The 21,705-nt window shown below is 58.6% G+C and carries 15 protein-coding genes and 2 pseudogenes; 10 read left to right on the top strand and 7 right to left on the bottom strand.

What is annotated here, in order from left to right:
* Window positions 1-6: 6 nt before the first annotated feature.
* A pseudogene (locus tag EB233_RS30095) lies at window positions 7-767 on the bottom strand (transposase); the annotation flags it as partial.
* Between the two features lie 724 nt (window positions 768-1,491).
* On the opposite strand from EB233_RS30095, the gene EB233_RS30090 reads away from it, so the two are divergent.
* Both EB233_RS30090 and EB233_RS30085 read left to right on the top strand, forming a co-directional pair.
* Window positions 1,492-2,421, top strand: a complete 930-nt coding sequence (locus EB233_RS30090) for a 2-oxoglutarate and iron-dependent oxygenase domain-containing protein (RefSeq protein ID WP_064987138.1) — start codon at window positions 1,492-1,494, stop codon at window positions 2,419-2,421.
* Between the two features lie 310 nt (window positions 2,422-2,731).
* Complete coding sequence (locus EB233_RS30085; RefSeq protein WP_081288628.1) at window positions 2,732-3,148, top strand: DUF2267 domain-containing protein; 417 nt, start codon at window positions 2,732-2,734, stop codon at window positions 3,146-3,148.
* Window positions 3,149-3,753: 605 nt separating this feature from the next.
* Here the strand turns inward: EB233_RS30085 and EB233_RS30080 are convergent.
* The gene (locus EB233_RS30080) at window positions 3,754-5,430 is read right to left on the bottom strand and encodes a GMC family oxidoreductase (RefSeq protein WP_244277727.1); all 1,677 of its coding nucleotides are present in this window, start codon (window positions 5,428-5,430) and stop codon (window positions 3,754-3,756) included.
* A gap of 317 nt (window positions 5,431-5,747) precedes the next feature.
* Window positions 5,748-6,371 (bottom strand): hypothetical protein, encoded by a 624-nt coding sequence (locus EB233_RS30075; protein ID WP_246298417.1) that lies wholly within the window; start codon window positions 6,369-6,371, stop codon window positions 5,748-5,750.
* Window positions 6,372-6,862: 491 nt separating this feature from the next.
* Here EB233_RS30075 and EB233_RS30070 point away from each other — a divergent pair, with 491 nt between their 5' ends.
* From EB233_RS30070 to EB233_RS30035, 8 genes are all read left to right on the top strand, one after another.
* Complete coding sequence (locus EB233_RS30070; RefSeq protein ID WP_064990667.1) at window positions 6,863-7,279, top strand: SET domain-containing protein-lysine N-methyltransferase; 417 nt, start codon at window positions 6,863-6,865, stop codon at window positions 7,277-7,279.
* Window positions 7,280-7,952: 673 nt separating this feature from the next.
* Window positions 7,953-9,044 (top strand): IS5 family transposase, encoded by a 1,092-nt coding sequence (locus EB233_RS30065; protein WP_064987257.1) that lies wholly within the window; start codon window positions 7,953-7,955, stop codon window positions 9,042-9,044.
* 1 nt (window position 9,045) lies between these two features.
* Window positions 9,046-9,390, top strand: coding sequence for a hypothetical protein (locus EB233_RS30060; protein ID WP_064987258.1), 345 nt, complete (start codon window positions 9,046-9,048; stop codon window positions 9,388-9,390).
* A gap of 109 nt (window positions 9,391-9,499) precedes the next feature.
* The gene (locus EB233_RS30055; RefSeq protein WP_064987259.1) at window positions 9,500-10,933 is read left to right on the top strand and encodes an IS701 family transposase; all 1,434 of its coding nucleotides are present in this window, start codon (window positions 9,500-9,502) and stop codon (window positions 10,931-10,933) included.
* Window positions 10,934-11,174: 241 nt separating this feature from the next.
* Window positions 11,175-12,281: an ABC transporter substrate-binding protein gene (locus EB233_RS30050; RefSeq protein WP_064987237.1), complete on the top strand. Its 1,107-nt coding sequence runs from the start codon at window positions 11,175-11,177 to the stop codon at window positions 12,279-12,281.
* A gap of 129 nt (window positions 12,282-12,410) precedes the next feature.
* Entirely contained in the window at window positions 12,411-13,469 is a 1,059-nt protein-coding gene (locus EB233_RS30045) for an ABC transporter ATP-binding protein (RefSeq protein WP_081288657.1), read from the top strand.
* A gap of 19 nt (window positions 13,470-13,488) precedes the next feature.
* Window positions 13,489-15,267 (top strand): ABC transporter permease subunit, encoded by a 1,779-nt coding sequence (locus EB233_RS30040; protein ID WP_064987239.1) that lies wholly within the window; start codon window positions 13,489-13,491, stop codon window positions 15,265-15,267.
* Window positions 15,268-15,331: 64 nt separating this feature from the next.
* Window positions 15,332-16,501, top strand: coding sequence for a M24 family metallopeptidase (locus EB233_RS30035; protein WP_064987240.1), 1,170 nt, complete (start codon window positions 15,332-15,334; stop codon window positions 16,499-16,501).
* A 333-nt stretch (window positions 16,502-16,834) separates the two neighbouring features.
* Here EB233_RS30035 and EB233_RS30030 read toward each other — a convergent pair.
* From EB233_RS30030 to EB233_RS30015, 4 genes and pseudogenes are all read right to left on the bottom strand, one after another.
* A pseudogene (locus tag EB233_RS30030) lies at window positions 16,835-16,981 on the bottom strand (hypothetical protein); the annotation flags it as partial.
* Window positions 16,982-17,813: 832 nt separating this feature from the next.
* A complete protein-coding gene (locus EB233_RS30025; protein ID WP_064987241.1) occupies window positions 17,814-19,097 on the bottom strand; it encodes an NAD(P)/FAD-dependent oxidoreductase in 1,284 nt (427 codons plus the stop codon).
* 124 nt (window positions 19,098-19,221) lie between these two features.
* On the bottom strand, window positions 19,222-20,418 hold the full coding sequence (locus EB233_RS30020) for a M20 metallopeptidase family protein (RefSeq protein WP_081288658.1): 1,197 nt from the start codon (window positions 20,416-20,418) through the stop codon (window positions 19,222-19,224).
* Complete coding sequence (locus EB233_RS30015) at window positions 20,405-21,583, bottom strand: M24 family metallopeptidase (protein WP_064987243.1); 1,179 nt, start codon at window positions 21,581-21,583, stop codon at window positions 20,405-20,407. The genes EB233_RS30020 and EB233_RS30015 overlap by 14 nt, the downstream gene beginning before the upstream one ends.
* Window positions 21,584-21,705: the final 122 nt, after the last annotated feature.

The following is a 21,705-nucleotide window of genomic DNA, read 5'->3' as shown; positions in this document are numbered from 1 at the left end:
GCAGGGCAATCCGAAGGGGTAGTCGAGCGCATTGTTCTCGCACCAGGCCAGATCTGCGCCCCGCCATAAGTGGCCGTCGCCGCGGACCAGGATGCGGGTGGTCGGCCAGCGCGCGCGGATGCACCGGACAAGCTGGCGCAGATGGCCGCGAGTCTCCTTGCCGGCGGAGTCTTGCCAGGACACAGGCTCACGGCGGTCGCGGCCTCACAGATGTGGGTCGGCAAGGAAGCAGCGCTCGTCGTGGGCGTTGAAGAGCGAGAGCTGTTGATGGCCGGGAACGACATCAAGCGTGTCGGCGATGTCGAGTGTCATGCTTTTGGGCGGCGCGGCATAGTTCGACAGCCACAGATCGGACCATCACCCAGCCGAGCCGGATGACGGCGCGCAGGTCTGCCAGATTCTCTAGGCGCGAGCAGGGGAGCAGGTCGGCTGCGAGCGCAGATCAATCCCGCTGTCGAGCAGCCCGCAGGCGAGCTCGAAGGCCGGGTCGGTGCGCAGCCGGTCGAGATCGTTGTCATCCTTGTAGCGCAAGCGGCCGTAAAGATGCGGGCGCGCAGAATGTCGGCCATGGCGTGCGTCACTCGCTGTGGATCACGCGGATCGTGGATTCGCAGCGGCCAGCCTGTCGGGCAGTTGCAGGCCTCGCTCGGCCCCGGCCAAAAGCATGACGCCGCCATCCGAAGTGATGCGTCCGCCATCAAACGCAGCTGTGATCTTCTTGCGCGTAACGGCTGGAATGAGAGCGGCAGCAACGTTTCGTGCGTCATCGTGGGTGTGGGGCAAGACCCGAATCCTAAGCCAAATCATTGCCGGCGGGTCCAGCACGTTTCTCATGAAGTGGGCGCGGAGGTCGCCATGTCGCCGACAGCACCTTGCTGACGGCCGCCTTGAGGCCTTCGGGGGCACTATATAAGCCTGTTGTGAGGTGCAGATCCTGGGAAGGTACGAAAATCGAGCGAGTTCTGGCTAATTTTGGTGAACCCTGCCAGGGTTTCGTTTATCATTCTAGGAGAATCCTTTACCGCCGCCTTTGAAATCGAACTGCAAACAAGAAATATTAAGCAGAGGTAGTCAGAATTAATGATTCTGCAACATATTCTTATTTGATCCTGTATTGATATAGCCGGATATTCGATGGATATTAGGCAACTTCTGAACACGCCGATCTACATCCCACGATGGGAGGAAGTCATCTCTACTTAAAATAATGGAAGCACGCCTTACGATGGCCTGAAAGGAAACCCGCCATAACCGCCATGTCCAAGTCATCGTCGATCCTGGTAGACCCCCCTTCAAATACCGGGTGGACGCGTCTTTCGCGCGGCGAGGTCCGGTCGGATTGGCTGTGCAAGCCGGTTCGCGGCGGCTTCTCCAGGATGTGAGCACGCTGTGCCGGCACAACGTTAAATCGACCGCAGAAGCTTCGCGATAGACGGTAGACTACTGAGTTGCGACGAATTTCACCGACCCAAGGACCAAGGATGAACAATTATGACCACACTACCACAAATTTCACTGAAAAATCTGGCATCCGACAAAACGCGGCCTGAAGAGCGCAAGCGCTTACGCCTGGCATGCGAGGAGTACGGGTTCTTCTACCTTGTCCAGCATGGCATCCCGAAGGAACGGATCGCGCAAGCCATCGAGGCCTCCCGGCGGTTCTTTGCGTTGCCACAGTCGATGAAGGAACGCTTCGGTCACGCCGCTCAAGGGATCTATCCCACTATCGCCCGTGGATACAGTCCATTGCACGGGGAAATCCTACATCCCGACGCCGGCCGCGATCCGAAGGAAGTGTTCGATCTCGGAATCGACAACGAAGGCGACAGCCGTCCGTTTGGCGGGAGCACGCTGTTTCCCGATGAGGCCTTGGCTCCTGGTTTCGCGCGAAGCCTGCTTGCCTTGCAAGCTACCGTGCTCCGCGAAGTCGTCCCGGAGCTCGGAACCGCGCTTGCCGACGTGATCGGTATGGAACAGGGCTGGTTCCAACGGCATTTCAGCCCGCCGACGCTAGAGCAACGCGTAATTCGGTATCCAGCTCGCGGCGGCATGTGCGCCAAGCACACCGATGGTGGCTTCTTCACGCTGCTGCTGCAGGAGGAACTCCCCACCAGGTCGTTGCAGGTGTGGTTGCGCGGGCGCTGGATGCCAGTGCCGAGCCTGCCCGACAGCCTCGTAGTCAATTTGGGCGATATGCTTCAAGCTTTGAGCGACGACCGCTTCAAGAGTACGCCGCATCAGGTCGCGCACAATGGCCTGACCGACCGAATTTCGCTTCCCTTCTTTATCTATCCCGACGTCGACGCGCGCCTGACTTCGCGGGAAGGGCGCCACGCCTTCAGTGTCGCGGAAATGATGTTGCGCAATTACGAGTCAGTCGAAACCGGAAATGGCGCCGGACGCGCGCGCGAGTTGCAGTAAGTGTTCGGCGATGTCAGGCTTCGCAGACTTATGGCTACGACGCGGGGCATCCGGGTGATACGCTGGGAGAACTCTCCCACTTTTAATCCGTCCCGCGTCGCGCGTATAGCGCGCGGCAAAGCGCCTCGGGATGCGACTCCGACATCAACGACATGCTCCAGGCATCTGATGCGAACGGAAACCGTTTTTTCTAGCCACCTGCCCTCGTAGCGCTTCGTCCCCTCTCACGAGCTTTGTCTGGCTCAAGGCCGGGAGACGCATTCGCGTGCAGGCTAGTAATCGATCCTGACTTCAAGGACAGAAAATACTCATGTCGGCAAGCGATGATCTCAACTATGCGTTGCAGGCCACCCAGAATTGGGTCAGCGATCTCGCGTGGAGACTTAGTTGGCATGATCGCGAGCGGGTTTTCCACACCCTGATTGCAACGCTGCACGCCCTGCGCGATTGCCTCGATTGCAACGAGGCGGTGTACATAGGCGCGAAGATGCCAGCCTTACTACGCGGCCTTTACTACGAGGGTTGGCATCCCGGCCGCCCCAAAGCCAGAAACCGGACTTCTTTTCTCGACAGGGTCCACGAGGGCGTCCGCCGTGACCCTGCCGTGGATTCGGAAGAAATCGCCCGCTCGGTACTAAGCCAGCTAGCGGACCGTTTCTCTGCAGTAGAGATCGAAGAGGCCAAGGCCGCAACTTCAAGCGTGCTGCATGACCTTTGGCCAGACTGAGACAGGCGTCTTGCCATGAGTGTCTACAAAGCGGCGCCGGCTGGGGTCGGCTGGCGGGGAGGTGCAACTCGTCGCGGGCACCACTCGGTCGTCCTAACCGCAGTTGAGTGGGCGCAACAGCATCTCGCCGCTCGCGGCGCCAGGCGAGATAGTCGTCCGTGGGGGCGATGTCCTGTCCCACTGTCGCGGGCACCTCATAAAGGAACGGGCGTCGGCGGGCGGCGGCAGGCTATCAGCCGTCCGCGGTCCAGCTTTCTGGCACGATAGAGCACCATGCCTTCTGGCTGTGAAGGCGGGGGCGCGGAAACGGCGGAGCGGCTCATCCTCGACGGCGACGGGAATCAACAGCCCGACGCACCATAAGGCTCCGGCAAACGTTCTCCGGTGACTCAGGAGTGCTCAGCTTCTCAATTCGCCCGACAGCAGGGCGACGCGTCCTAGGATTCCTAACAACACAATCACAACAGCGTGTGGCTGCGAGGAATCCACGGCTTGATCACCGACTTCTCGCACCAGCGCGGCCAGCCGCTCCGCTCCCGCGGCAGAGGAAGTGGCGACGCGCCGCGGTGATTCAAACACGACTCGCTACGACACCCACGAGTCTCTTAACGCTCATTGAGCATTGCGTCTGACATTTTTTCAGCAACCATAACTGTTGGAATATTCGTGTTTGCTCTAGGGCAGAATGGCATCACCGACGCATCGGCAACTCTTAAGCCCCCCACTCGGTGGACGCGACCGGACGGATCCGTAACACTAGCTGGGTCCAGAGCAGGCCCCATCCGGCAAGTTGAAGTCGGATGGAAGTTCCCAAAGACATTCTGGCGTATAAATTGGTCAAGAAGCTCGTCGCTCTGGATGAGGTCTGATATGCTACGACCATCGGTTATCGCACACCTTATGAGGCTTCGACGCAGCCACGGGGAGCTATCCATAAGGGTGGCGATAATGGAAGTGAGCCCCAGATTTAGACGACTGTACTTGCTGATCCGCTTTGCTCGCCCAGTCCAGGTAGAAGGAAATGGGTCGAGGGCGACCGCCACCAGTGCCTTGTGCTCAAGCAACTGTGCTACAAACCGAAACGCCTCCTTCAATCGCTCAGCATCGCGTTTGTCGCTCAACATATTGAAATTCACCTCCGGCTCAATAGCATGAGAAGAATTCTTGAGCGAAACTGTTCCTGTTGAGTAGGAGCGATTAACCCAGAAAGCCAGTGTACCAAGGCGGTTGCCGATTGGATGCCACGCAGACTTTGCGAGGGCTGAGATAGCCATATCGGTTGACGGGCAGCCCTCGTAGCCTGACGAGTAACGAGCATGCATCTGAATATACCCGGTCGCGTTGGCCGACATGCGATCGCCCGGTCTTAGATAAGCTGAGACGGCGACCCCGGGGTGCTCTTGAAGGTTTTTCCCGACGCCGTTTATATCTGCGACAATTGGAATGCCGAGGTTAAACAGCTGCTCAGCTGGACCGATCCCGGATCGCATCAGCACGGCCGGCGAGTGAATGGCCCCGGCACATAGGACAACCGTTGAAGCGCCATAGCAGGGCCGGCCGGTCTTACTTTCGGTCTCCACCCCAGTTATTTGACGTCCTGAAGAGGTTAACCGTACGACCGTGGTCTCGGACAGGATTTTCAGGTTGGGCCGAGCTCGGACGCTTTCCGGTAAATAGGCCATCGCAGCTGAGACGCGACGACGGTTGCGGTTCGTCAATGGAACAACTGAGTGCCCATCGCCAAACTCGCCGTTAAAGTCTGGCCGGAACGGTATATCTCTGTCTTCGTAAGCCGTGGATACAGCGCGAATAAAGCCCGACCATTCTGCTTTACCCACGCGGCTAATAGGGAGTGGACCTTCGTTGCCGTGAAATTCATTATCAAAATCTAAATCGCACTCAAGTCGGCGGAAGTATGGAAGGACACCTGCCCAATCCCAGCCCGTCGCACCGATAGACGCCCACTCGTCATAGTCCGCGGGCCCTCCCCGATTCGCCACCTGAGCATTAATGGTAGAGCCCCCACCCATGACCCGAGCTTGCTCATAGTGGGCGCGCCTGCTGACATCCTGCACTATGGTCGCGTTGAGAGACTGCCACTGATAACGAGGATTGTAGTAAGCCCTCGTGGGGTTGCCATCGAGAATATCATCAGGGATGGCATCTGGGGAAAAGTCAGGACCAGCCTCGATGAGCAGGACGCGACTTCCATTGGCTGATAGCCTGTTCGCTATGACGCATCCGGAGGAGCCACCGCCGACCACAATATAATCGAAAACCAAGATAACCCCCATCCACATGTGCTAACAGGCGACGTATGGCTTCAGCCGTGGGCCAGTTACCACGCAGTCTTGGTCGAACGCGCTAAACTGCAGACTTCAGATTTAGCCCCTCCAACCAGCCTCGCGGCAAAAGCGAATTTGAATGCCTGAGGCCGCTAACGAAGGCCGGCCGGACTGACGCTAGATCTGAGGAAATGTCCGGAAATCTCTGGCCTTGCCGTGCTGACGCCTTCCACCGCAGCGACCGTATGGCTACATTCCTACCGGCAAACCTCTCTATTTCTCCCATGACTCGTCTGCTGGCTTTGAGGATAGGCTCATGAGTGCCCCTGGTTCCCACGTTTAATAATACGAGACAATTCGCGTCGTGTTAGCCAAATCAGCCAATCATCCTCCTCGATACCCCGGTCAGGTAAACTCAGAATCGCCGCATGTGCTTCTCTGTGGAGATAACCATACTGACCGGCGACGCCCTTTTGGATTGACCAGGTATGGACCAAGGCATAAATGAAATCGGGCGACCATTTCACCCACGCGAGCCCAAATGCGATACCCGCAAAAATTCTAGGTAACCCCTGCCGCCTGAAGTCCTCTCGCAGCCATATGTCGCCGTGATAAACTACCGACCCAGTTATGTTTTGAGCGGTCGGTGCGCGGCAAATACATAACGAGCCTGAGCCAGCGTGGCTTCTTGGATTGGCGTAGAAGGCTTTCAAAGACTCGAGGTGTCTAGCCAAGTTGGTGGTCGTCAAATCGTCCACCCGAAGCGCCTGAACATGCGCTACTTCGCCAGATTGATCTTCCCCGACAATCCAAAACGCACGGCCAGCTTCAAGCCTCGAACAATCCGGCCGAAAGCTCGGATCTGTCGGCAATTTGCCAACGATATTTTCCGTGATATTGACATATTCTTCGAAATTTTCGCCCATTCTGAATTGCATTCCGGACTTCCTAGCTGCGTCAGCAAGTAGGTTAATATATTTGGAAACATCAAATATTGTGATGCACTCACTCATTTAATCTGCGCCTTTGCGGTATATTCCACCCTCCGACGGGCAGTACACAGACGCCTCTCCAACCGGCATTCACCGCGTCCGCGCAAATCTCCGGCAGAGTGAATTAACTGAAGGCCAGATTCCAGTGTCGATCCAGGTACGCGTCAGAAACAGCGTATGCCAATAATAGTACATCCTAAATGGCTAGAGCACCCACGCATATTGGTAGGTATCACGAGGTGCAGTGCAGGGTATCTTAGCTTGAGAGGCAGAGGCGTTGAAAACATGTTCTCCCGATGGAACCGCCCCGTTGCATGGGCGCCAGGATGGCGATGGCGATACCTGGGCTTGGCCGGCCTTCTAGGGCAGTTCCGCGAAGGACGAGGTTTGCCACAATAAAAAGTGGGCCTCGTCTCATAAATCAGAAGGAACCAACGATGGTCGATAAGATCTTTGATCGAAGCAACTCAGTGTATATTAAGCAGGTGCCGCAAAAAGGCCGTGGGGTATTTGCAAACATTACATTCAAATCAGGAGATTTGATCGATCGCGCTCCGACGTGGGAATTTGACAGAGAGGCAGAAAAACTGTTCAAGCGCACGGGGCTTCTCGAGTACTACTTCGTTCCCGACGATCCGATGTCAAAAGCTGGTTCCGTGGCAGGTTACGTCGTTTTCGGGTTTATTTCGATAGTGAATCACTCCGCGAATCCAAATGCACAAACAATTTGGACCGATGGAGACGCCGGCGCGTGGGCTAGCATCGTAGCAATAAAGGACATAGTGGTGGGCGAGGAAATTACACATAGTTATAAGAATATCTCAGACTATCCGCCATATGTTAAATTCGTCTAGTAAGATGTATAAGTGTCAAAGATATATATTGCTACAACGACGCCTGGTTTGTCGGTACATTTGTCCCACCCTGAAATTTGGATCAATCGCTAGCACCCCGACTTCGTCTGTTCCATAAAGTGGCTCGCACAAAAGTGGCCATTCAACGCGCTACAGAGCGGACCCTAAGTGGCCGGATTCCCGATATTGAGCGACACCGTAGTCTCATCCAGAAAAAAGTAGTCGGTCCGGTCCTTGCGGTCACTACGTTCGAGATCCGGTGATTGCGGTCGAGCTCGTAAGCGACACCGATCAGGCTTGGCAGCAGGCGTGTTCACGCGGGATGTCCACCGGTCCCTTTGGACCGCCGATCGTCATTGGACTGGCCAAGTGTGCGTGAATGGTTGGTACGTCGGCGGCGTAGAAACAACCGCTCGATAGACATCCGGTCAGGCAAACAGGCAGAGGTGGACAGTTGAATACTATTGAAGAGATTGGAATTAGTGATCCTCCATCCGCGCACCCGGGAAGCGACTCGCCGGCGATTAATTTCCCTGAGGTATTAATCCAACTGTGGAGATCGAAGGCTGGATATCGTAGGAGCTCGTTCGCCCCTAGCAGGCTGTTGAAAAAGGCACTCGCCACCGGACCGCAGCGGTGATTCACTGGTTCCGAAGGGATTCGGAGGTGACGAGTGCGCGGCGGCGACGATCGAACTGGCGAACTGTTCAGCTATGTTGACCTTGAGGCGCGGGTGCGGCGCAATCATCCGTTGCGGGCGATCCGGTTAATCGTGAGCGAGGCGCTGTCGGCGCTGGAGCGGGACTTCGCGGCGATGTATTCGCCGATCGGACGGCCATCGATCCCGCCGGAGAAGCTGCTGCGGGCGATGCTGTTGCAGGCGTTCTATTCGATCCGCTCGGAGCGGCTGTTGATGGAGCGGCTGGAATACGACCTTCTGTTCCGCTGGTTCGTCGGGATTGGCGTTGACGATGCGGCCTGGGATCATTCTGTGTTCTCCAAGAACCGCGACCGGTTGCTGGAGGGCGACATCGCTGCAAAGTTCCTGAGCGCGGTGCTGGCGCAGCCCAAGGTCAAGAGGCTTCTGTCGACGGATCACTTCTCGGTCGACGGGACGCTGATCGAGGCCTGGGCGTCGATGAAGAGCGTCAAGCCGAAAGACGGCTCGGGCGAGCCGCCGGCTCAAGGCGACGGGCGCAACGCCGAAGCGGATTTCCATGGCCAGAAGCGGTCGAACGATACACATGGCTCGACCACCGATCCTGACGCCAGGCTCTATCGCAAGGGTAAAGGCAAGGAGGCCAAGCTGTGCTTCATGGGACATGGGCTGATGGAGAACCGCCACGGCCTGCTGGTCGAAGCCTGCCTGACACTGGCCGACGGGCATGCCGAGCGGGTAGCGGCACTGCACATGGTCGAGCCTCGCGCCGACCGACCGCAGGCGATCACGCTCGGTGCCGACAAGGCCTACGATGCGGAGGACTTCGTTAACGAACTGCGTTCGATGAAGGTGACGCCGCATGTGGCGCAGAACACCAGCGGCCGTAGTTCGGCCATCGACGGGCGCACCACCCGGCATAGCGGCTATGCTGTCAGTCAGCGTATTCGCAAGCGCATTGAAGAGGCGTTCGGCTGGATCAAGACGGTCGCCGGTCAGCGCCAAACCAAGTTCCGCGGCCGGGACCGCGTCGGATGGGGCTTCACCTTCGCTGCCGCCGCCTACAATCTGGTGCGGCTGCCGAAGCTCATCGCGGGGACCAGCTGACATGGCCAAGGTTCCAGCCATCGCCAAGGCCTTTGCCGGTCGCTGGCGTATCGTCGAAATGGATGTCTGGGACAACGATTTCCTCGATCTCGTCGAAGAGGCGCATCTGACGTTCAAAGGCGCGGCGGAAGGCGAGATCGGCTTCGGCGCCCTCAAAGGCTTCCTTGATGTCCGCTACGGCGCGCGAGACGGCTCGGCCTGCGCGGAATTCTCGTGGGAGGGTCACGACGAAAGCGATCCCGCTTGCGGTCGCGGATGGGCGATGATCGGCACCGCGGGTCGCCTCGTCGGCCACTTCTACATCCACAATGCCGACGATTCAGGCTTCGTCTGCGAGCGCGCGTGACTTCTTCAACAGCCTGCTAGTCTTACTGAGTCAGAAAGTCGCGGATGCGGGGGATTCGCGCTGGTCGCGGATTTGTTAGCGTGCTGATTCGTGATCAGGGAAGCGCGCCATGGCCAACTGGACGACGGAGAGTGAAGCGGCGTTCGACGCCTATGTCGATGCCTTGATTGGGGTGATCGGCCACGCCGACCGCGCTGAGCCGCTGAAGGATTACTGTCTCGGACTTCTGATGCCGATTGAGCGCAAGAGCGTGGAGCCGTTGGCGGCCGTCACGGCGCCGTCGCGGGTGGCGGCCAAGCATCAGTCTCTGCTGCATTTCGTGGGACAGGCGCCGTGGTCGGACGCGGCCTTGCTGGCACGGGTTCGCGACTGGGTCCTTCCACGGATCGAGCAGCGTGGACCGATCCGGGCGTGGATCGTCGACGACACGGGCTTTCCCAAGAAGGGCAAGCACTCGGTGGGCGTGGCGCGCCAGTATTGCGGCCAGTTGGGCAAGCAGGACAACTGTCAGATTGCGGTCAGCCTGTCGATCGCAAATGACGCAGCCTCGCTTCCGATCGCCTACGAACTGTATCTCCCGCACAGCTGGGCGGAGGATCCGGAACAACGCAAGAAGGCCAAGATTCCGGCGGAGATCACGTTCCGGACCAAGCCGCAGATCGCGCTCGAGCAGATCAGGACGGCCAAGGCCGAGGGCGTCGCGCCCGGCGTGGTTCTGGCCGACGCCGGATATGGCGCCGACGGCGGTTTCCGCGCGGGCCTGTCCGAGCTCGGTCTGACCTATGTTGTGGGCGTTCAGCCGACCCTCAGCGTCTGGCGCCCAGGCGAGAGCCCGCTGCCGCCCAAGCCTTGGAGCGGAAGAGGCCGGCCGCCGTCTCGGGTCGGCCGAACCGACAATCACAAGCCGATCTCGGCCAAGGCCCTGGCCGAGGAGTTCGACGCCGAGACCTGGCGCACGATCGCCTGGCGTGAAGGAACCAACACCGAGCTCAATTCCCGCTTCGCCGCCGTGCGCTTGCGGCCGGCCTCCAGGGACTACAATCGGCCCGAGGCTCACGCCGAAGAGTGGCTCCTGATCGAGTGGCCTGAAGGCGAGGTCGAGCCGAGCAAGTATTGGCTCTCCACCTTGCCGGCCGACGCTACGATCACCCAGCTGGTCGACGCCGCCAAGCTGCGTTGGCGGATCGAGCGAGACTATCAGGAGCTCAAGCAGGAACTGGGACTGGGCCACTACGAAGGCCGAGGGTGGCGGGGCTTCCACCACCACGCCAGCCTCTGCATCGCCGCCTATGGCTTCCTGGTCTCTCTGCGGGAGACGATTCCCCCCTCAACTCCAACTCGCGCCCAGGGCCGCCAAACACCTGGTCTTCCCAGCGGTTATCGACCCCGCGGATCCTCCGATCCGACCAGAGCGGCACGTCCCGACCTCGATCCCGACCATCAGGCGACGCCTGACCGTGGCCCTGGCCAACCGTCTGCAACGATGTCCGTGCTGCACAAGGGCCATGGACAGTCCGCGTCACGCCAATTTATGACGCAGTAAGACTAGGGATCTTTGCGGAAAAGTATTCGCGACCATCACGAGCCGCACCCACGAAATCCTCCATTCGCGATCGTCCATCGGACGACGTCTACCTAGCACGGCGATGAAAACAAGCAGAGTTGGCCCGGAGATTGCAGGACTTCGGCATCACACGAAATATCTCCTTTTTGTAGCTCGCCTGTCGTTCACCATAAAACCTTGTGCGGGTTTTGTCCCAGAACCAACAAACGAAGGTAAAAGCATGAGTTCGAACATCACCCGACGCTACCTGATGGAGGCAGGCTCCGGTGCCGTTGCCGTCGGCATACTTTCCTCCATGACAAGCCGTACCAAGTCCCAGTCCTCCAACGAACTCCGCGTCTCAGTTGGCGGCGGCGACTGGGGCAAGGCGAACATCAAAGCCTACGTCAAGCCTTTCGAAGCCGAAACCGGAATCAATGTCACGCCAATATCCGACGACCTCACTCAGGCCCAGATTGAACTGATGGCGGTAACGAACAATGTTACGGTCGATGTTGTGGGGCCGGGACAGGGGATGGCAGTATCGCTCGCGACTAAGGGCCTTCTTGAAAAGATCGACTATTCGATTTTTAAGAAGGACGATCTGGACGGGATTGCAGAGATCGCTAAGAAGCCATGGGGCGTTGGGGCGCTGTTTTATGCGTCCGTAACGGTTTATAATACAGAGAAATACCCCGCCGGCAAACCGCGCCCCAACACTTGGGCGGAGTTTTGGGATGTGAAGAGGTTTCCAGGGGTGCGAACCATGATGTCCGGTTCGTACGGATCGGAAGGTCCCTGGGAAGAAGCACTCCTCGCAGACGGCGTCACGCCTGATGAGATCTACCCCATGGATGTCGAACGCATCTTCGCGAGCCTCGAGAGGATCAAGCCGCACGTCCGGAAGTGGTGGACCAGCGGTTCGGAAATCCAGCAGATACTGCGAGACAAAGCTACTGATCTGACCCATTCCTATGATGGACGAGCGTTGTTGGCGATCAACGAGCGCGCGCCCCTCGAAATCAACCGCAACCAGAGCAAGCTGAATTGGAGCTATTGGGCAATCCCCAAGGGGAGCCCAAATCTGCAGAATGCGCAGAAATTCATCGAGTTTGCGAGCCGAGCCGACCGCCAGTCTGCATTCGTGAAACTATTCCCGCAGGGTCCTAGCAACAGCAATGCTTTTAAGCATATTCCCGACGCTCTCGCGCAGAAGCTGTGTACCTATCCCGAATACGTTGAGCAGAGCGTTGCGATGAATATAGACTGGTATGGCGAGGTCGGGGCGGATGGGTTGACAAATACCGACCGACTGATCCGATGCTGGAACGAGTGGATCTTCCTTTAAGATTAGCCTTGGTGCGGGCAAGCTCTGCGATATCGGCTTGCCGACTCGAGTTATAGTATCGTTGAGCTGCGCTCGTTCGAGAGCGTCCTAAGTTGTCCGGGCATCGATGCGTTACCAATCCTTCATTCGGTGGGTACATTGAAAAACGCAACTTCTACGCCCATTCAAATCGAGTTCCGCGATGTCACCAAAACTTATGGGCCCGTTGCGGTGATAAAAAATATGTCGCTCTCTATCCGAAGCGGCGAGTTCCTGACCCTGCTCGGTCCAAGCGGTTCAGGGAAAACCACAGCCCTCATGCTGTTGGCGGGCTTCGTGGTCCCAACGAGCGGCGATATCCTGGTATCCGGAAAATCTGTGGCCGACGTGCCATCTCACCGCCGGGACCAAGGGATGCTCTTCCAGAGCTATGCACTTTTTCCACATCTTACAGTGCGACGTAACCTGGAGTTCCCACTTGAAACGCGAGGTATCAATGCGGCAGAGAGGGCGCGGCGGGTCGACAGGATGCTGCAGCGAGTCCACCTGCAGGATTTCGACAATCGGATGCCGTCACAGCTGAGCGGCGGCCAGCAGCAGCGTGTTGCGCTTGCCCGCGCGCTCGTTGCCGACCCGCCCATTCTCCTCCTAGATGAGCCGCTGGGAGCGCTGGATCGCAACCTGCGCGAACATATGCAGCACGAAATCAAGAGCCTTCATCGAGAGTTCGGCAAGACGACCATCTGCGTCACCCACGACCAGGAGGAGGCGTTGACGCTGTCGGATCGCATCGTGGTTATGCGAGGCGGCCAGATCGAGCAGGTCGATTCGCCTGAGCTTCTTTACGACCGACCTGCGACGCGCTTCGTTGCGAACTTCCTTGGCGAGGCAAATTTCATAGACAAGGCCGGCTTTGAGGTCGAAGTGGACGCCGCGCCCCCATCCGGCACATTACCGATGATACGTCCGGAGAGAGTGGCTATCATGGAGATTGGCGCGATTCCCAACAGTGACGACCTTCGCCAGGTGATCAGCGGTACTGTGCAGGACGTGATCTACGCCGGGCCGCTGCGCAGATATGTAGTCCGCGTCGCCGAAAGCACATTTGTCGTTCGCGAGCACGTTGTCTCGGGGCAGCCTATTTTCCGGCCTCACGATAAGGTCCAGCTGCACTGGCTGCGTTCCGACGTGCGGTTCGTAGCAGCCTAAGTTCGCAAGAGGACAACCCATGAGAGCCATTCAGAAACGGGACCTCGTTCCGGCCGGATTGGTCGCACCCGCCCTCGCGGTTCTGCTCGTAATCTTCGGCATTCCGATGGTGCAGCTGTTCCTCATTAGTGTTAATGCACCGACGTTCTCGTTTGGCAACTACCGCGCGTTCTTTGGTCAACCAGCAAACATCCGCGTGTTGCTGCAAACCATCGAGATTAGCGCAGTTACAACATTGATATGCGTGACCATCGGATACCCAAGTTCTTATCTCATAGTAGGGTTGCCGAAGCGGCTGCGGATGGTGCTAACGGTCCTAGTCTTCGTACCTTACCTCGCCAGCGTCCTCGCACGCACCTACGCTTGGGTCGCAATCCTCGGCGACCGAGGCATTATCAATAATCTGCTCTTGAATATGGCTCTGATATCCAACCCGCTTCCGCTTATCTACAATCGCACCGCGGTCTATGTCGGTATGGTTCACATAATGTTGCCGGTCATGATTCTCCCACTTGTCAGTGTGATGCTTGGAATTGATAAGTCGCTCATGATGGCTGCCCGCAGTATGGGCGCGCGGCCATTTAGTGCTTGTTGGCGGGTATTTCTTCCCCTCAGCTTGCCCGGGCTTCGGGCGGGGTCCCTGCTCGTCTTCATTTCGTGCCTTGGCTTTTACATTACGCCGGCTGCCTTGGGTGGGCTTCGTGACACGATGCTCTCCACGTTCATCGCGTCGGCGGTGTCCAGTTCTTTCGACCTTGCGCGTATTGCCTCCTCGGCATTCGTGCTCCTCGCCGTAGCCGCCGCGATCCTGTTCATGTTTGGTGTCGACCTCTCCGACAACCGGGGCTTTGCCACACGCTCCTCACAAAAGTCCGGCCAATCACGTCCATACTTGGTCCCAGCTGTGGGCCGCTCATTGAGCGAGATAGCCGCGCCATACAGGGCCAGACGGTGGGCCGTACAGCTCTATCAAGCCGGCGAAGGCGGCCCTCTGTGGGCAACCGCCGGCACGGTGTTTGTGGGGCTGGTACTCCTGTACCTGCTTTTTCCAGGTATCGTTGTCATCGTCATGTCCTTCAGCCCTGGGACATACTTGCAATTCCCGCCGTCCGGTCTGTCGCTACAGTGGTACCATTCATTCTTCGGCAATCCCTCCTGGACACGAGCTGCCTGGACCAGCATTCAGATCGGGGTTGCCGTGGCAATACTTTCAACCGTCGTGGGAACGCTCGCGGCCTTTGGTCTAAGCCGTGCTTCGCCTCGGGTGCGCAGCGTCCTGACCATGGTGATCCTGATGCCCATTGTCCTCCCAATCATCGTGGTGGGAATCGCAGCTTACCTCGGACTTCTCAACCTCGGACTAGTCGGCACCAAAATCGGAATAGTCCTCGCCCACAGTCTTGGCGCGGTTGGCATGGTTGTGGTGATTGTTTCCGCTAGTTTGGGCAACTTTGACCGAAGGCTGGAACAGGCGGCAATGAGCATGCGCGCCGGGCCGTTCCGGACCTTCACCAAGGTGACCTTGCCGCTGATTCGCCCTGGTATGATCGCCGGCTCAGTGTTCGCATTCCTCTTCTCCTTCGACGAGGTGATCATCACGTCGCTGGTCAGCGGATTCTCTATCCGCACCCTACCGCTGAAGATGTGGGAGAATATGCGCAACGAGATCGACCCGACAATCGCTGCGGTGGCGTCGCTGCTGACGCTGCTCCCGGTGCTCTGGTTAGCCCTGCTAGGAGCTAGCTGGTGGTGTGCGAACAAACTGGCTAGGCGCACCTCACCGGATCCAGCCGCCTGAGGATGCGCATAGCTTCGCCCTACCCCAGCGTCCAATGCCGTCTCTTCCAGCGAGAGAGTTTTTTATGCCAGTAGTCAAAGGTCCGCAGGTATTCCCGCGCTCAGAATATCTGCGCAGGCTCGCTGCGGTGAAAGCGAAGATGGCTGAGTGTGATATCGCAGCGGTTGTCATCACCGACAACGCACATATCACTTACCTCACGGGGTCCGTCGCTCACTCTTATGACACCCGCGGTGTGGTCATCCTAGCCTCGCGGGAAGAGCCGGTCTTCATTCTGCGCTGGATGGACGTTGCCGCGGCCGTCCAGGAGACGTTCATGGAACGAGACAGCATCATGGGCTACTCGGAAGAGTTTATGGGCGACCCCGGGAAGAACGGTTACGACGCGGTGATTGACTTCCTGTTGGACCAGGGACTTGGGCGGAGCGGCATTGGGTTCGAGCTGTGCAACTTGACGGTCGACTCAGCTGAAAAGTTCAAGGGCCGTTTGCTGCAGGCGCGCATCCAGGATTTCTCGAAAGTGGTAAGCCGAATCCGCACGCTCAAGTCGGATCTCGAGATTGTCGCCATGCGGGAAGCGGCGGCGATTTCGGACGCTGGTGTGCTCATGGCCGCAGAAGTTATGCGCCCCGGCATGCGGGAAGCAGATGCCATTGCCGAAATTGTCGGGACGCTCGCCCGCGGAGCGAATGGCAAACCAGGAACTTGGATCGCAACGCCCTACCTCTGCGCCACATCCCGAACTGGAAATCCGCATACGACCTGGAGTGAAGATACCCTCCGGGAAGATTCACAGGTCAATCTCGAGATCGCCGGCGTCCGGCATGAATACCACGCTCCGATCTGCCGGACCTACATCCTCGGCAAGCCGACCGATCGCTTGCTGCGTATTCACGAAGCCCAGCTCGCCGGTCTCGAGGCGGGGCTGAATGTAATCCGTGCCGGCGCCGTCAGCGGCGAAGTGGCCAGTGTGATTCACAGCACGACTGAGAAACACGGATTCAAGAAGCGGTCGCGCGCCGGATACTCCATCGGTATCGACTGGATGGAAAACACGACCAGCCTTAAGCTTGGCGATACGACGGTTCTTGAGCCAAACATGACCTTCCACTTGCATCTCGGTTCCTGGGTCGAGGAAGACTTCGGCTACGTGCTTAGCGAGAGCATTCGTGTCACCGAATCCGGCGTCGAGGTTCTCACAAAGGCGCCACGGAAACTTTTCCGGTTGGGGTGAGCGCGCAAACGGGCATCCCTCGGCCGCTCTGCACCCCGCCGCGCTGTGCCACCTCCTCGGACTGACCGCCCGGACGAGCGAGCGCCCCCACCTGGCGAAGTTCAGTCGATTTTTTGGATATGAAGAGGTGCGCCCATGGGCCCGCTTGGTGGCCGAAGGTCTCGTGGGGCGCGTTGAACCAAATCGTTTGCGCCTTGCGTTTCTTCTACGGTGTGAAGCTGGGTCGATCTGAGCTGACTGAGCGGATCGCCAGGACGCCGCGCAAGTTGCTTCCAGTGCGCAGGAGCCTACCTCCTGGTGAATTTCGCTGCCCGTGACCGGCGGGTTGAACACGCAGCCGATGATTATGGGCTTGTATACGTCGGCACGGGGGATATGGCTGTCGTGCTTTTCGAGCGTGTAGTCCGTGACGGGCGTCGTAAGAAGAAGAAGAAGAAGAGGAGAAGAAGAAGAAGAAGATGGCGCCGGCCGAAGAAACATCGCCCAAGGCAGGCTATTTCAATGCTGCGTGCGGCTCTCCGGCTAGACATACGACCTGCTTGATCGACACGGCGGCCAAGATCATGAGGGCCAGGTCGTCAAGGACCCGGCCCACTACGCTCGAAAGGCAGCATGAATATCTGCAGGCCGCCGCCGCTACTCGCTTCAGATAGGGTGTCGAGCCGCGTGCTGTTGGCTTGCGGTCCAGATGCGGATATTGCGCCATTCCACAAAAGACCTGGTGCGAAAGAGCGGGTTGGCCTTCTCCACGAAAAGGGAGTGTTAGCAGATGCGTATGGTTTAGAGCCTTTCTTCAGCGTGCGGAATCCGGGTTCATCGCGCAAGGATTTTCGCGCTGCATACGGTTACCTCGGATCAACCGGTTGTTAATCGCGGGTGCGACTACTGCGCCTTACGATGTTGAGAATGGGTCAGTCTTTCGAGGCATGACCGAGCACCCGCTTTCGCATTTGCAAATGCCGCTCAGCATGAGGGCATCTAACGCAGGCAGCGGACAATCAGCAAAATTGATCGCCCAGCAGGAGCCTGAGCTCGCTGCCGGGCGATGCGCCTTGGGAGGTGGCGTACTTGGGAAACCTTGGTACCCTCTATGATGGCGCCACAAATGTAGCGCGTTCAATGGACCGATCTACGCGAATGATGCTTCATCTACGCAGGAGTTCGGCGTTGAGGACGCCGCAGCTGCATAAACGCACACGGGCGGGCCATTTTGCCTTTGCGCGACATCGTGGCGAATACAGCTCCACGGTCTGATGACGAGGGCTCGGTCAAGAAGGGAGCTAGATTAATAGCGCACAAGGTCCGTGTCGCTTCAGAAACAAACATCTACCAAGTGCGCTAGTTGGGCTCCCACCTCATAATAGTTCTCCTTCAGCGCACGGAAGGCCGGGATTTCCGGGGTAGTGACGGGAAGTGGCAGATCCGAGTCTGCGACATTCCCGAGAATATGGTCGGCCAGTACACGTCCAAAGACGGTAGCTGGCGAAATTCCGCGGCCATTATAGCCGCAGATGCTGACTACATTGGGTGCTAAGCGGTGAAAGCGAGGCAGATGATTGCCAGTCGTCCCGATCATGCCATACCACTCGAACTCCAATTCGACCTTCAAAATTTGCGGGAAGAGCTTGCGAATTGCACGCTTGGCCCATGATCGGTGAATCCTGGCACCCGTACCTCCGAGCGCGCCGATACTGCCGAAAATCAACCGCCCCTCGCGGTCCAGCCGAAACGAACTCAAGACTTTCTTTGTGTCCCAGCAGCCCTCGCGGTTGGGAAGAATGGACCTCTGTAGTTCGTCCGGAAGCGGCCGGGTTGCTACATTGAAATAAGGAATATGTATCTGCTCATGCCGCAGCTCTTGCCAGGGAGCTTTCGTATAAGCATCCGTTGCAACTACGACCCAGTCGGCCTCGACAGAGCCTCCTGCCGTATGCACTGTCCACTTGCCGTTTGATCGCTCGACCCCGGTAACCCCACTTGAATTATATATTTTGGCTCCTGCAGAGATAGCCGCTCGAGCAAGTCCTCGTGCATAGCCGAGTGGCTGGATAGTTCCGGCGCGCAAATCAAGAAGTGATCCGGAATAGGCGCTCGTACCAATGCGCGCCGCTGTCTCTTGTGCGTTGAGGAGTTTCACGGGTGCGCCCCGTTCGCGCCACTGTCGCTCGCGTTCCCGGAGCTCATTTAGTCCCGTGTCGCCGACCGCGCAATGAAGCGTGCCGTTCCTCACAGGCTGGCAGTCGATGACGTGCTTGTCGATCAGAGACCAGACCTCGGCAGGCCCGTCGCCGAGAAGTTGCAAGACCTGTTCACCGAAAGGTGCGCCCAAACTTGATTTCACATCCTCGGGCTTCATCCATAGGCCGGCATTAACTAAGCCAGCGTTGCGCCCCGACGCGCCAAAGCCAATTTCCACCGCCTCAAGAACGCTGACCTTCACACCGGCTTGCGCCAGGTGCAGTGCCGTCGACAGTCCCGTGTATCCGCCGCCCACCACGGCCACATCTTGCTTATGGGCGTATCTTAGGATGCCTGTCTGCGGGGCGTCTGGTGCGCTGCGCTCCCAAAGCCCATGGGAACGACTATTATTCAACATTTTTCGTCCTTTCCAACTCACAGATAGGGGCGCCTAAGCGGCAAAAGAAATTGGGTTCGTTTTCGGCGGCGGCAAATTCATGCATTTCTCAGAGAGGCGGGTACGCTCCAGGGGATGTCGAACACTAGGTGATCGGCATCAAGAAATTTCGGGCAGAGTCACAGAGGACGACGGCCCCTATCGACAGCGCCTGTTCATCGACCCGAAAACGCGGATGGTGAAGCGGATAGACCGCTCCAAGTTCCTCGTTGCGAATTCCCAGGCGGAAATAGACCGAGGGGCATTTCTCGCTGTAGAAGGCAAAATCATCAGCAGCGGTCCAGCCCGGCGCGCTCAGCATGTTGTCCTGCCCCAACAGGCCGGCACTGGTTCGGCGGATAATCTCGACCATGTCAGGGTCGTTGATAACCGGTGGTTCGCCACGCCTCAGGTCAACCTCGGCATTGGCGTGGTGGATTGAAGCCACGCCTTCGACGATTTGACGTAGCCTCTTCCACGCATGCTGGCGGGTTGCTTCATGCCCGCTGCGGATCGTGCCTTTCAGCCTTACCTCGGCGGCGATGACGTTGTAGGCGCCGCCGCCTTCGATGCCGGTGATGGAGACGACCAGCGGATCATACGGATCGATCTCGCGCGACACGATCTTCTGCAACTCCGTCACCATCGAGCAGGCGACGGCGATGGCGTCGACGCTTTCGGACGGTTTTGCGGCATGCGCGGAATTCCCGGTGACGGTAATGTCGAAAATATCGCAGGCAAGCGTATACGGACCCGCGCCGACCGCGATATTTCCGGTCTCGGTATAGGGGTCGACATGGATGCCGATCGCCGCGTCGATATCGTCCAGCAGCCCTTCCTCGACGACCCGGCGGCCACCGAGCGGCTCCGCCTCCTCAGCGGGCTGGAAGATAATACGGACGGTGCCGCTGAACGACTGCTTCTGGCGCTCCAGGAGAACGCCGGCGGCGTAACCCATCGCGGCGTGGGCGTCATGGCCGCAGGCATGCATGACGCCCAGACGCTCCGAGCTGAACGGTACGCCCGAGGCTTCCGTAATCGGCAGCGCGTCGATGTCGGCCCTGATGACGATCTTGCGGTTCGAAGGACCGGCCGTGCCGACGACGTCAACGGCGAGACCGAAGCCCGCGACTGGCCTGATGCCGCTCAATCCAGCTTCTTCGAGCACCGCTTTCAGATAGGCCTGCGTCTCGCGCTCGTCGTTCGAGAGCTCCGGGTTGCGGTGGAGGTGGCGGCGGATTTCGATCATCCGGCGCTCCAACGCGGCATCCATCAATCCATTGCCGATTTCAGCTTTTGACATGAATCTCTCGCGGGAAGCTGGTCAGCGTCTCGCAGCCACTGGCGGTGACGAGGATCGTTTCGCTCACTTCGATCCCCCAGCCGTCCATCCACATGCCGAGGATGGAGTGTAGGACATTGCCGGGCTTCAAGATCGTCTCGTCACCCCGGCGCAAGCTGATCGTGTGTTCGCCCCAATCCGGCGGATAGGCGGCGCCGATCGAATAGCCGATGCGGGATTCCTTCTTCAGCCCGTAGCGCTGAATGACGTTGCTCCAGCTTGCCTCGACCTCTTCCGCGAGAATGCCAGGCTTGATTGTCGCGAGGACAGCCTCCATGCCTTCGAGCACGGCCTTTCCGGTGTCGCTGACCTTGGAGGGCATGGCGCCGAGCTGAAGCGTGCGCGCCAGACCGGCGGCATAGCGGCGCACAACCCCGGCGAGTTCCAGCGCGACGGTTTCGGTCTCGCCGAACCGGCGGTCGCTCCACATGATATGCGGCGCCGACGCATTCTCACCCCCCAAGATGGTCGGCGGGAGGGCAGTAATGTCGCCGGCGAAATCCGGCGAGCCCGCTATTTGCGCTGCTTGGATCCTGGCGATGGCGTCGCACTCGCGCACGCCCGGCGCAATAACCTCGTAGGCCGCCGTAACCGCCGCCTCGGCAAGGCGCGCGGCCTTGCGAAGATAGCCGATCTCGGCATCCGACTTGACGCTGCGTATCCAATTGACCAGGAGGTCGGCGTCGTGGACGGCCGCGTTGGGCAGGCCGGCGGTCAGGCGCGCATGCGCCTTCGGCGAATAGTAGTAGGCTTCGAGCTCGATGCCGATGTTGCCACGCCCCCAGCCCTTCTTCTCGATCCATGCGGCGATCCAGTCCATCGGATGGCGGTCGGGGCGCTGGACATGATCTTCCGGGAAACCCACGACGTTCCTCGGCTCCATCCATGCCGTCAACAGCCCGCCCGCGGCATCCATGGCGCGGCCAATCCAGACCGGCTCCTCGTCGCCAAGCGGCACCAGAACCACCTGCGGTGTGTAGAACGACCAACCGTCGTAGCCTGTGATGTAGTGCTGATTAGCAACGTCGTTGACGATCAGAAGATCGAGGCCGCGGCACGCCATCTCCGCGCGGATGGTGGCAAGCCGGCTTTGGTATTCGCTAAGCGCAAAAGGCAATTGAGTCATATCGGATCATCCTCCTCTAATCGCGTCCGCGTGTCTTTATCTAGCGGCAGCGCTAGTAAGCGGGCGGGGCGCCCCGGTTTACAAGGCGACAGTCGACAAAATCTGCTCGGAGCCGGGCCTCT

It is taken from the genome of Mesorhizobium erdmanii (genome assembly GCF_013170725.1).
GTDB classification, from domain to species: domain Bacteria; phylum Pseudomonadota; class Alphaproteobacteria; order Rhizobiales; family Rhizobiaceae; genus Mesorhizobium; species Mesorhizobium erdmanii.
This window is presented reverse-complemented; position numbering and strand designations above follow the sequence as displayed.